This window comes from Allostreptomyces psammosilenae, assembly GCF_013407765.1.
GTDB lineage: Bacteria > Actinomycetota > Actinomycetes > Streptomycetales > Streptomycetaceae > Allostreptomyces > Allostreptomyces psammosilenae.
The window spans coordinates 1,093,570-1,105,606 of record NZ_JACBZD010000001.1 but is presented as its reverse complement, the minus strand read 5'-3'; the positions used below and the strand labels follow the sequence as shown (position 1 = coordinate 1,105,606).

Below are 12,037 nucleotides of genomic sequence, written 5' to 3'. Positions count from 1 at the left end.
CCCGCTCAGCCGCCGGCGACCTCCGCCGGCGGCGGCGCCGTGCTGCCCCTGCTGGTGAGGCGGGCCGGCTCGGCGACCGCGGGCGGCACCGGCTCGGAGTGGATCCGGGCCAGCAGCTCCCGCGCGGCGTCACCGCCCATCGCCGGGACGTCGCGGCGCACGGCCGTCAGCGCGGGCCGGACCACCTGGGCCAGCTGGGAGTCGTCCCAGGCCACCAGGGACAGCTCCTCGGGCACCCGCACGTTCATCTCCTGCGCGGTGGAGAGCCCGGCCACGGCCATGATGTCGTTGTCGTAGATGATCGCGGTGGGGCGCTCCGCGGAGCTCAGCAGCCGCCGGGTGGCCCGGGCGCCCTCCTCCCCGGTGTAGTCGGCGTGGATGGTGGGGCACCGCTCCAGCCCGTGCCGCGCGCAGGCCAGCGCGAACGCCTCGTCCCGGGTCCGGGTGTGCACCAGGTGCGGCAGTCCGGCGACCCGGGCGATCCGCCGGTGGCCCAGCGCGTGCAGGTAGTCCACGGTCTCGTGCACCGGGGAGCTCTCGTCGACCGACGGCCCGCCGATCACCACGGCGGGCAGCCCGATGGAGGACAGGACCGGTATCCGCTCGTCGGAGACGTGCACCTCGACCAGGAGGGCGCCGTCGATCCGGCGCTCCGCCCACCAGCGGCGGTAGACGGCGATCTCCGCCTCCTGGTCGTCCGCCATCTGCAGCATCACGGCGTACGAGCGCGGCTTGAGCGCCGCCTCGATCCCGCTGAGCAGCTCCATGAAGAAGGGTTCGGCGCCCAGTATGCTCGGCGGCCGGCACACCACCAGGCCGATCGCGCCGGAGTGCGCCCCGGCCATGGCGCGGGCGGCCACGCTGGGCCGCCAGCCGAGTTCCTCCGCCACGGCCAGGGCGCGTGCCCTGGTCGCCTCGGACACGCCCGGCCGGCCGTTGAGCGCGTAGGAGACCGCGCTCGGGGAGATGCCCGCCCGCCGGGCGATGTCCGCGATGGTCGGCCTCTTCACGACCGGAAGCCTATCCCTTGAGGCCGGTGAAGCTGATGCCTCGGACGACGTGCCGTTGGAAGACCAGGAAGAGCAGCAGCGGCGGCACGACGGCGACCAGCATGCCGGCGATCACCTGGTTCTGCTCCGCCAGGTCGGCCAGCCGGGGCAGCGCCACGGCGAGCGGCTGGGCCTCGGTGTCCGAGATGGCGATCATCGGCCAGAGGAAGTCCTTCCAGGACTCCATGACGGCCAGCAGGGAGACGATGGCCAGGATGGGCCGGGACATCGGCATGGTGATCTGCCAGAACAGCCGCCACGGCCCGGCGCCGTCGACCTGCGCGGCCTCGTGGAGTTCGCGGGGCAGGGCGTCGAAGAACTGCTTCATGATCAGGACGTTGAAGGCGTGCGCCCCGGCCGGCAGCCACACCGCCCACGGCGTGCCGGCGATCGAACCGCCGGTCAGCGGCAGGTCCAGTACGGTCAGGTACAGCGCGACCAGCGAGACCGTGCCGGGGACGAAGAGCGTGGCGAGCACCGCGCCGTAGACCACCCGGCCGTAGCGGGGCCGCAGCACGGACAGGGCGAAGGCCCCGGTGACCGCCACCAGGAGCTGGACGCACCACGAGCCGCCCACCAGCACCACGGTGTTCAGCAGGTAGTGACCGATCCGCAGCTCCGTCCAGGCCGCCACCAGGGTGGACCACTGCGGCTGCGAGGGCCACGGGCGCAGCGGTTCGCGCAGCAGTTCCTGGGTGGGCGACAGCGCGCCCTTGGCCGTCCACAGCAGCGGCCCCAGCCCGGCGATCGCGGTGCCGAGCAGCAGCCCGCCCTGGAGCGCGCGCAGCCCGCGGCGCACGGCCGGGCGCCGCCGGTCGGCGCCGGAGAGCAGGCCGCGGCCGCGGCGTTCGTCGTCGTCGCTCATGAGGGGTTCCACCTCCGGGTGGCGCGCAGGTAGACGGCGGACAGCGCGGCGAGCGCGATCGCCAGCAGCACGCCGAGGGCGGCGGCGGCTCCGTAGTCGCCGTAGACGAAGGCGTACCGGTAGATCAGCAGCAGGATGGTCGTCGTGGAGTCCTCGGGGCCGCCGTCGGTGAGCACGAACGGCTCGGTGAAGACCCGGAAGGTGCCGATGATCTGCAGCAGCAGCATGACCAGCAGCACTCCGCGCAGGTGGGGCAGGGTGACGTGCCACAGCCGGCGCCGGATCGAGGCGCCGTCGATCTCCGCGGCCTCGTACAGCTCGGTGGGGACGGACACCAGCGCGGCCAGGTAGATCAGCACGCTGGAGCCGGCCGCCGCCCAGGTGGCCTGGAGGACCAGGCTCGGCATGGCGGTGGCGGTGGACTGCAGCCACGGGTAGGGGCCGAGCCCGACCAGCCCCAGGGCCTGGTTGAACAGCCCGTAGTCGGGGTCGTAGAACCAGCGCCACAGCAGCACGGCGACCACCGGCGGCACGACCACCGGCAGGTAGACCAGGACCCGGAACAGCGCGCCGAACCGGCGCAGCTCGGACATCACCACGGCCAGGAAGAGCGGCAGCGGGAAGCCGAGGACGAGGGCGAGCAGCACGAACCACACGGTGTTGCGGACGGTGGTGGCCAGCAGCGGGTCGGTCAGCACGTAGCCGAAGTTGGCCCACCCCACCCAGCTCGGCGGGTCGATCAGATTGGTGTGCTGGAAGCTGAGCGTGACGCTGCGCAGGATCGGCCACCAGGCGAAGTACCCGAACACCAGCAGCGTGGGCAGCAGGAACGCCAGCGCGGCGAGGGCGCGGCGGGCGGCGCCGGGGCGGCGCCGGCCCGGGCGGCCGGGGGGCCGGACGTGCGGGCGGGGGCGGGGGTGCCGGCGGGGTGTCGCCGCCGGGCTCCGGGTGCCGCCGCTCACCGCTGGTCCCGCGCCAGCGCGGGGGCGGCCTTCTCCTGCGCCCTGCGCAGTTCGGCGGCCGGGTCGGCGTCCTGGCGGGTCAGCACGGCCTGGACGGCCGCGTCGAGCGCCGCGTACGCCTCCTGCGCGGCCACCGGCGGCTCGGTGACGAACTCCTGCTCGGCCAGGCCGGTCTCGAACGGCCGGAAGTTCTCCACCGGGACGTTGGCGTGCCGCAGTTCGGCCTGGCGCGCCGGTTCGGTGACCTCCGGGCCGTAGAGCGGGACGGTGGGGAAGCCCACCGGGACGTCGTCCGCGGCCAGGGAGGCGGCGACCGTCTCGGCGAAGGCCGGGTCGTACTTGCGCTTGAGGTAGTAGAAGTCGATCCACGCGACCGCCGCGGCGCGCTCCTCGGCGGTGGCCGTGGGGCTGACGACGGCGACGTCCCCGCCGAGCAGGGTGGCGGGCGTGCCGGCGGAGGGCAGCGCGGCCATGCCGTAGGCGGCCGGGTCGCCGCCGTACTGGGTGACGTGCTCGACGTAGAAGCTGGGCGTGGCGACCATCATGGCGACCCGTCCGGCGGCGAAGTCCTTGCCGATGTCGGCGGCGTTGCGCAGGTGCTGGGTGCCCATGGAGGCGTCCTCCCAGCGCATGGCGCGCAGCAGGTCGAGGGCGGCGCGGGCGGGCTCGGTGTCGAAGGTGGCGACGGTGGCGCCGTCGACCTCCTGCTCCATCCGGCCGCCGTGGGTGTAGGTCATCGCGGTGAGGACCCAGCCGCCGGTGTTGTTGGTGGTCGGCATGGCGAAGCCGGCGACCCCGGTGGCCTCCCACACCGCCGCGGCCGCGCGGCGGACCTCCTCCCAGGTGGCGGGGGGCCGCTCCGGGTCGAGTCCGGCCCGGGCGAACAGCTCCCGGTTGTAGACCAGGCCGAGGGCGTACTCGCTGACGGGGAGGCCGAACAGGCGCCCGGAGGGGTCGGTGACCGGGGCGAGCGCGCGGCGGTCGAAGGCGTCGGCGTGCGGCAGGGCGGCAGCCTCGGCGGTGATGTCGGCGATCTGGCCGCGCGCGAACATCCGGGCGGGTTCGGTGAGCGGGACCCGCAGCACCGTCTCCAGCCGGCCGCCGGCGAGCCGGGCCGCGAAGGTCCTCGCCTCCCACTCGGTCTCGGTGGGCTGGACGTCGATGCCCGGGTTCGCCTCCTCGAAGGCGGCGACCTGCTCCAGGAACTGCCGCCGCACGTTCGGCTGGGTGGCCGGCGGAAGACCGGCGACGGTGATCGTGACGTCCCCGGGGGCGCCGCCGGGGGCGGAGGAGCATCCGGTGACGGCGGTGGTGGCGAGGGTGGCGCTCAGGAAACCGACGAGTAAGCCGCGCAGACGTCGTCTCATGGGAACTCCATTGGGTGTGACGGTCCTCACGTGGCGGCCACTATGAATTACCGTTCGCCGCACTGTCAACGGATTCGCTGAAGCGCATAAGTAGAATGACTTCCGGAAACACATGCAGGCCATACCGGTTGACCACCCCCAATTCCGGGGTTACGCTCGGCCACGCTACTGATGCGCTTAAGCAACACTCCGGCGAACCGTGAAGGACCACCCGGACCACGCTCCGAAGGGATGACGCACGGTGCAGCGTGAGGATTACCTGACTCGGCTGGACGCCCGGTACGACCCCGTCGCGCGCATGCCGTGGTGCCGCGCCAGCGGTCCCGGCTACCACACCCGGATCCCCGACGGCACCCCCGCCCACCAGACCCGGGAGGCCGCCGACTACGCGATCGCCCTGCTCCAGGACGGCGGCGCCGAGCGGGTGGCCCGCGCCCACGACGTGCTGACCGCGCTGGTCGACCTCCAGGTCACCGACCCGCGCTCGGAGCACCACGGCATCTGGGGCTGGTTCCTGGAGGAGCCGCCGGAGCGGATGGCGCCGGCCGACTGGAACTGGGCCGACTTCATCGGGGTGCGGCTGGCCCAGGTCCTGGCGGCGCACGGCGACGCCCTCGACGCCCCGCTGCGCGCCCGGGTGCGCGACGCGCTGCGCCACGCGGCGCGGGCGATCGTCCGCCGCGACGTCGGCCCGGCGTACACCAACATCGCCGTGATGGGCGCCGTGGTGACCGCCGCGGCCGGCGAACTGCTCGACGAGCGCGCCCTGCTGGACTACGGGCGGCGCCGGCTGGGCGCGGTGCTCGCGCTCCTCCGGGAGACCGACGGCTTCACCGAGTACAACTCCCCCGCCTACGGCCGCGTGGTGCTGGAGGAGCTGGAGCGCGCCGCCCTCGCCGTCACCGACCCGTCGTTCACCGCGACCGCCCGGACGCTGCGGGAGCACACCTGGGCGGCCCTCGCCGAGCGCTTCCACCCCGGCACCGGACAGCTCGCCGGCCCGGTCAGCCGCGGCTACCACGACTGGCTGCGACCGGAGCTCGCCGACTACCTCGCCGCCCGGACCGGTGCCGCGATCGCCGCCCGGGAGGGCACCGCCACCGAGCCCTCGCTGGTGCCACCGCTGCCCTGCCCACCCGCCGTCGCGCGGCGGTTCCGGGCGCTGCCGGCCGACCCCCTCGAACTGCGCAGCCGCTTCGCCTCCTCCGCCGACACCCCCGCCGGCGGCGACACCGTGGGCACCAGCTGGTTCACCGAGGACGCCTGCCTCGGCTCGGTCAACGAGGAGTTCGCCTGGACGCAACGTCAGGTGCTGCTCGGCTACTGGCGGACCAGCCGGGATCCCGCCGTGCGGCTGCGCGCCCGCATGCTGCTGAACGGGCACGACCTCAGCGCCGCCTGGTGCCGCCAGGTCCAGCACGGCCCACGGGTGCTGTCCGCGTGGTGGCTCAGCTACGACTCCGGGGACTTCCACCCCGAGCTCGACCGGCCCGCCGGCAGCGTCTTCCGGGTGCGCGAGCTGCGGCTGCGGGTCGGCCTGCGCGGCCGCGGGGTGACGGCACGGCCCCTGGGCCGGGGCCGCTTCGCGCTGTGCGCCGGCGACCGGCGGGCCGTGGTGCACACCGCCGACGCGGAGTTCCTGGGCCGAACGGCCTCCTGGCAGGCGGTGGTCGACGGCGACGAGGCACGGATCGAGGTGGTGCTGCACGCCGGCCCGCCCCGCGACGTCGACTTCCACCACGCGCGGCTGCGGGCCGCCTTCGCGCTGGAACTGCTCGCCGGCGGCGAACCCCACCGCGACGCCCCGCTGACCCGCGCCCCCGACGGCGGCACCGACCTGCGCTGGCACTGGGACGACCTGGCCGTCACCGTGCCCGACCACCCCACCCCGTTCCGACGCTGAACGGCGGACGGCCGGCGCCGCACCCTCCCGCCGCCTCCCCGCCGCCGGACGGGCCCGCCGGAGGGCTCGGTAAGCTCCTGGACCGTGCCGCGCGCGGCGTGCGGCACGGTCGTCGAGGAGCGTGCGGTGCCAGCGGAGCCGGGAACCAACCAGAGCGTGGAACGCGCCGTGGCCGTGCTGCGCGCCTTCGGCCCGGACCGCCCCCAGCTCCGCGTCTCGGACGTGGCCCAGATCGTCGGACTGGGCACCTCCACGACCTCCCGGCTGCTGGCCACCCTGGAGCAGCTCGACCTGGTGGAACGGGATCCGGTCAGCGCCCTGTACCGGGTGGGGCTCGGGGTGCTGCCGCTGGCCGCGGTCGCCGTCAACCAGCATCCGGTGCACCGCGCCTCCCGCATGGTGCTGCAGGAGTTGGCCGCCCGCACCGGCCTGGGCGCCAACGCGGCCGTCCGCCGGGACGACCAGCTGATGTTCCTGTGCAACTTCGAGGGCCCCCGGGCGCCGAAGGCGTACACCCAGGCGGGACACACCGCGCCGCTGCACGCCACCGGGATCGGCAAGTGCCTGCTGTCCGGGATGTCGCCCGGGGAACGCCGCGCGCTGCTCGGCGCGGAGCTGCCCGCGCACACCCAGCACACCGTGACCTCGCACGAGGCCCTGGACGCCGTGCTGGAGGAGATCCGGCGCGCCGGCTACGCCGTCGAGGAGGAGGAGCGCGCCCTCGGCCGGGCCTCGGTGGCCGCCCCGGTGGTGGACTCCGGCGGCGCGGTGGTCGCCGGGGTGTCGCTGTGGGGGCCGGCCTCGGTGCTGAACGAGCCGCGGCGCCGCGCGGAACTGGTCCGCGAGGTGATCGAGGCGGCGGACGCGATCAGCCAGGCGCTCGGCGCGCACTGACCGGCCGCCGGCCCGGGTCCACCGGTCCGGGGCGGGAGCGCTCGGACGGCCGCGCACGGTCAGGCGGAGTAGGCCCGGACGGCGAACAGGTGCGCGTGCCGGGCGCCGTGGGTGGCCTCCACCACCACCCGCAGCCCGTCGGTGCGCACCGGCTCGGCGAGGCGGTGCACGACGTGCCGCCGGCGGTTGCCCCGGCCGGTCAGGACGGTGCGCCAGCCGCCGTCGGCGGTGCGCGCCTCGATCCGGTAGTCGCGCACCAGCTCCGGCATGACCTCGAACGGGGTGCGGTGCCGGTGCAGGTTGTTCAGGTACTCGTCCACGTCGTCGTCGAACACCAGGTGCACGGTGCCCAACCGCACCTCGGCGTCCCAGTCGAGCTGGAGGTGCTCGCCGACCCGCTCCGGGTCGGCCACCGCCGCGGAGGACCACATCTGCGGGCCGCCGTAGGGGCGTTGGTAGCCGCCGACGGCCTTCTGCGGTGCGAAGGCCTCGGTGGCCGGGGCGGCCCGGAAGCAGAACGAGCGGCGGCGAAGCTCCCGGGCGGACCACTGGAGCACCCGCTGCCCCTCCTCCTCGGGGATGTCGTGGTCGACCGCGGCGTCGCCGGGCGCCCGGTGGCGCAGGGCGAGCACGCCGGCGCGGCGGACGTCGGCCAGCGCCAGCGCCACGCCCCGGTGGGCCCGCACGATCAGCACCGCGTTGCCGGGGTGCTCCGGGTGGTGGTCCAGCCGCACCCGGACCCAGTGCCGGCCGCCGGGCGGCACCGGGGCGGTGCGGGTGAGCAGGTGGTTCACCGGGACGCCGTTCTCCGGCAGGCCGGTGTCCCACAGTTCCACGGTGAGCTCGGCGCCGTCCGGCAGGTCGGTGGAGGCGAGCAGCTCCACGGCGTCCAGGCGCGGGTCGACCGGGAGCAGCAGGCCGACGTCGCGGGTGAGCGGACAGGGCGTCACCTCCGCCCCGGTGGGTCCGGCGGGTCCGGTGGGGTCGGTGGGGTCGACGTCCAGCGCGCGCAGGGTGGAGGAGGCGGTGACCCGGGCGGCCCGGGCCAGGTCGTCCGGGTCGGTGTTGGCCACTCCGAGCACCGAGGCGTCCTGGCGCAGCAGGGTGCGGTGGACCAGGTCGAGGTGGTCGGTGGCCAGGGCGCGCGGGGTGAGGCCGTGCTCGACGCAGAGCGCCGCGGCGGTTCCGGCCGCCTCGCCGACCACGGCGCAGGTGGCCATCACCCGGGTGGCGCCGAAGGCCACGTGGGACGCCGAGATGTCGCGGCCGGCGAGCAGGAGGTTGCCGACGTTGACGGAGTACAGGCTGCGCAGCGGGATGTGGAAGACGCCGTCCGCGTACCGCTGGCGGGCGCCGGGGGTGGCGGCGTACATGCCCTCGACCGGGTGGAGGTCGATCGACCAGCCGCCGAAGGCGACCCGGTCGGGGAACCGGCGCTGGCTCAGGATGTCGTCCTGGGTGAGGACGTGGTCGCCGACGAAGCGCCGGTACTCGCGCTTGCCGGGCACGGAGCCGACCCACTCCAGGGTGAGGGTGTCGGCGTCGAACTCGCCGGAGTTCTTGATGTGGTCCCACACGCCCATGACCACCGACCACAGCTCGTCGCGGATCCGCTCGTTGTCGTGGACGACGTCCATGCCGCCGCCCCACTCGATCCACCAGTAGTCGCAGCCGTTGTCGCCGGTGCGCAGGACGCGGTTGCGCAGGATCGGGGTGGTGGCGAGGTCCTTGGTGTAGGAGGGCGGGACGAACTTGACGGGGTGTCCGGCGTCCCTGGTGTAGAAGAGGATGGTCGACCCGAGCAGTTCCGCGTCGGCCCGCTCCGGCGCCCAGGACTCGCCGTACTCGGCGCGGGCCTCCCGGCCGATCCGGTGGCGAGCGCCGGCCAGGTGGCCGACCAGGCCGTCGCCGGTGCAGTCCAGGAAGACGTCGGCGGTGAAGGTGGTCAGGAGCTCGGAGCCCGTCGTCCATCCGGTGACGGAGTGGATGGTCCGGTTCTCCTCCGGGCCGCCCGCCGCCACCTCGCGGACGTCGGTGTTGAGGTACAGGGCGATGTTGGGCTCGGCCAGGACGGCGTCGAGCACGACCTGGTCCCAGTAGTAGGGGTTGCCGTCCGGGTTGCGGTACTGGTTCTCGGTGTAGAGCTCGCCCATGATCCCGGTCTCCCGGGCGAAGCGGTGCACCCCGTGGGCGGTGGCCCCGCAGACCCACACCCGGACCTCGCTGCTGGAGTTCCCGCCGAGCACCGGACGGTTGTTCACCAGCGCGACGCGCCGCCCCAGGCGGGCCGCGGCGATCGCGGCGCAGACGCCGGCCAGGCCGCCTCCGACCACGGTGATGTCATGGCGAACCGTTTCTTCTCTCACGGCGTGCGTGCTCCTTCCCGACCGCGGCGCGGGCGGTGGTGGGTGGCGGGCCGGACGGCGGGTCGGCGGGCGACCGCCGCGTGCACGGGGGAAGTTGACGGCACATCCGGCCCTCTCACAGGGACGTGATCCCACATTGTGCATCCCCTATGCAACATATGGAAACGGGTCTACATTCGCCGCACAGCAGGGCAGCTCCCGCGGCGAGGCTTCCGCCCGTCCGCGCGCGAGCCGCCGCCCGGGCGGCGTGGCGCCCTGCGTGGACCCAGGGGAGGACACGTGGCCAGCAGCAGACGACCGCGGCCGGGAACCGCCGAGACCCGCGCGCCCGAGCGCGGGCCCGGGACCGGGGCCGCCTCGCCGCGGACACCGGAGCAGCCGGCGGATCCGGTGCCGGCGGTGTCGGTGGAGCCGGTGGAGCCGGTGGAGCCGCGCACCCTGCGCCGGGTGCTGGTCGCGGCGGGGGTGGGGCACTTCGTCGAGTGGTTCGACTTCGGCATCTACGGCACCCTGGCCGTGATCCTGGCGCAGAACTTCTTCCCCTCCGACAACCCCCAGGCGTCCCTGCTCGCCTCGTTCGCCGCCTTCGGCGCCGGGTTCGTGATGCGCCCGCTGGGCGGGATGTTCTTCGGCTCGCTCGGCGACCGGCTCGGCCGGCAGCGCACCCTCGCACTGGTGGTCCTGACCACCTCGGTCGCCACCCTGGCCATGGGGCTGCTGCCCACCTACGCCACCGCCGGCCTGCTGGCCCCGACACTGCTGGTCCTCGCCCGCCTGGTGCAGGGCTTCGCCGCCGGCGGGGAGACGGCCGGCGCCACCGCGCTGGTGGCCGAGTACGCCCCGGTGCACCGCCGCGGCTTCCTGGCGTCGTGGCTCGACACCACCGGCTTCGCCGCCTTCGTCGCCGGCTCCGGCCTGGTGCTGCTGCTCACGGCCACGCTGGGGGACGCCATGGACGCCTGGGGCTGGCGCGTCCCCTTCCTGCTGGCCGCGCCGCTGGGCCTGGCCGGCATCTACCTGCGCACCCGCCTGGAGGACACCCCGGACTTCCGGCGTCTGAAGGAGGCCGGCCGGACCCCCGCCGCGCCGATCCGGGAGAGCCTGCGCACCACCTGGCGGGCCATGCTGTTCTGCGTCGGGTTCATGCTGATCAAGTCGGTCGGCCACTGGTCGCTGCAGACCTTCATGCCGAGCTACCTGCAGAACACCCTCGGCTTCGAGCGGGTGGCCGCCTTCGGCGTCACCACCCTGGGCCTGTTCGCCGTCGCCGCGATGGTGCCGTTCATGGGCGCGCTCTCCGACCGCGTCGGCCGCAAGCCGGTGATGCTCTCCGCCTGCGCCGGCTTCGTCGCGCTGGCCTGGCCGGCCTTCTGGCTGATGTCCCGCGGCGACGCGGTCCTGGCCTGCCTGGCCATGGTGGCGCTCGGCGTCTGCATGGCCGCTTTCGACGGGGCGAGCGTCGCCGCCATCGCCGAGCTCTTCCCCACCCGGCTGCGCTACGGCGCGATGGCCGTCGCCTACAACGTCGCCACCGCCCTCTTCGGCGGCATGACCCCCTACTTCGCCACCTGGCTGATCGGCTCCACCGGGTACGACCTGGCCCCCGCCTTCTACGTGATGCTGATCGCCCTGGTCTCCCTGCTGACGATCCTGCGCACCCGGGAGACCGCCCGCACCCCGCTGGTCACCTGACCCGCGCCGACGAGGCCGGCGCCCGGCCGGCCGGGGCTCAGAACCGGTAGCGGAGCAGGCGCATCATCCGCCGGCCGCCGGGGAGGAGGCCGACCACCCGGAGCAGGGCGCGGTGGCCGAGCGGGAGCCGCTCGCCGCCGGGCAGCGTGAAGACGGAGAGCGCGGCGACGCAGCGCAGGCGCGGGCTGACCCGCTCCAGCTCCCGCGGGTCGTCGACGCCCCAGTGGAGGGTGGCGCCCGCGCTGCGGAGGGTGGCGTTGAGCCTCTGCAGCCGGATGCCGAACCGGCTGATCACGTCGAACGCCAGCTCCCCGCCGGGGAAGTGGTCCACCAGCCGCCGGACCAGCCGGATGCCGTCCTCGGCCGTCAGGTACATGGTCAGGCCCTCGGCGACCACCAGCACCGGCCGGTCGGCGGGGACGCCGGACAGCCACTCCGGGTCGGTGACCGAGGAGGGGATCATGGTGTAGCCGGCGCGGGACGGGTAGAGGCGCCGGCGCAGCTCCATCACCTCGGGGTAGTCGACGTCGTACCAGCGCACGCCCGGCCCGGGATCCAGCCGGTACACCCGGGTGTCCAGGCCGCAGCCGAGGTGGAGGACGGTGGCCTGCGGGTGGGCGGCCAGGAACTCGGCCGTCCAGGCGTCCAGCTGCCTCGCCCGCATGGCGACGCCGGGCGCGTTGCCCGGGGTCACCCGGGTGCGGCGGAAGTCGTAGTCGATCCGGCGGACCGTCTCGGCGGCCATGGTGTCGCCGAGCACCGGACTGGCCGACTCGGCGTCCAGCGCACGGGCGTGGAGGGTGGCGAGGAGCGTCTCCTTCGTCCCGGTCAACCGCACCCTCTCGGCGTCCATGGGCTCATCCTAGTTCGATCTTCAGAATTTTGTAAATCCACACAAGAGAATGAACCCGCTCCGTCGGCGGCCTCCTGTAGCAGAAC

The 12,037-nt window shown here is 74.4% G+C and carries 9 protein-coding genes; 3 read left to right on the top strand and 6 right to left on the bottom strand.

The window, feature by feature from the left end; translation table 11 throughout:
- Positions 1–5 precede the first annotated feature (5 nt).
- From FHU37_RS04340 to FHU37_RS04325, 4 genes are read right to left on the bottom strand one after another with little or no spacing between them, the layout of a single operon-like run.
- Entirely contained in the window at positions 6–1,010 is a 1,005-nt protein-coding gene (locus FHU37_RS04340) for a LacI family DNA-binding transcriptional regulator (RefSeq protein ID WP_179812899.1), read from the bottom strand.
- Positions 1,011–1,020: 10 nt separating this feature from the next.
- Positions 1,021–1,914 (bottom strand): carbohydrate ABC transporter permease, encoded by an 894-nt coding sequence (locus FHU37_RS04335; RefSeq protein ID WP_179812898.1) that lies wholly within the window; start codon positions 1,912–1,914, stop codon positions 1,021–1,023.
- Entirely contained in the window at positions 1,911–2,876 is a 966-nt protein-coding gene (locus tag FHU37_RS29225) for a carbohydrate ABC transporter permease (RefSeq protein WP_179812897.1), read from the bottom strand. Before FHU37_RS29225 ends, FHU37_RS04335 begins: the two co-directional genes overlap by 4 nt.
- Entirely contained in the window at positions 2,873–4,243 is a 1,371-nt protein-coding gene (locus FHU37_RS04325) for an ABC transporter substrate-binding protein (RefSeq protein WP_179812896.1), read from the bottom strand. The genes FHU37_RS29225 and FHU37_RS04325 overlap by 4 nt, the downstream gene beginning before the upstream one ends.
- Before the next feature lie 241 nt (positions 4,244–4,484).
- On the opposite strand from FHU37_RS04325, the gene FHU37_RS04320 reads away from it, so the two are divergent.
- Both FHU37_RS04320 and FHU37_RS29220 read left to right on the top strand, forming a co-directional pair.
- Entirely contained in the window at positions 4,485–6,146 is a 1,662-nt protein-coding gene (locus FHU37_RS04320; protein WP_179812895.1) for a DUF8769 domain-containing protein, read from the top strand.
- A gap of 126 nt (positions 6,147–6,272) precedes the next feature.
- Positions 6,273–7,040 carry an IclR family transcriptional regulator gene (locus FHU37_RS29220; RefSeq protein WP_179812894.1) on the top strand — a complete coding sequence of 256 codons (768 nt, stop codon included), beginning with the start codon at positions 6,273–6,275 and terminating at the stop codon, positions 7,038–7,040.
- Positions 7,041–7,099: 59 nt separating this feature from the next.
- On the opposite strand, the gene FHU37_RS04310 is transcribed toward FHU37_RS29220, so the two are convergent.
- On the bottom strand, positions 7,100–9,406 hold the full coding sequence (locus FHU37_RS04310; protein WP_179812893.1) for an FAD-dependent oxidoreductase: 2,307 nt from the start codon (positions 9,404–9,406) through the stop codon (positions 7,100–7,102).
- Positions 9,407–9,685: 279 nt separating this feature from the next.
- On the opposite strand from FHU37_RS04310, the gene FHU37_RS04305 reads away from it, so the two are divergent.
- Positions 9,686–11,098, top strand: coding sequence for an MFS transporter (locus tag FHU37_RS04305; protein WP_218903935.1), 1,413 nt, complete (start codon positions 9,686–9,688; stop codon positions 11,096–11,098).
- Positions 11,099–11,135: 37 nt separating this feature from the next.
- On the opposite strand, the gene FHU37_RS04300 is transcribed toward FHU37_RS04305, so the two are convergent.
- A complete protein-coding gene (locus tag FHU37_RS04300; protein WP_179812892.1) occupies positions 11,136–11,951 on the bottom strand; it encodes a class I SAM-dependent methyltransferase in 816 nt (271 codons plus the stop codon).
- Between the last annotated feature and the right edge of the window lie 86 nt (positions 11,952–12,037).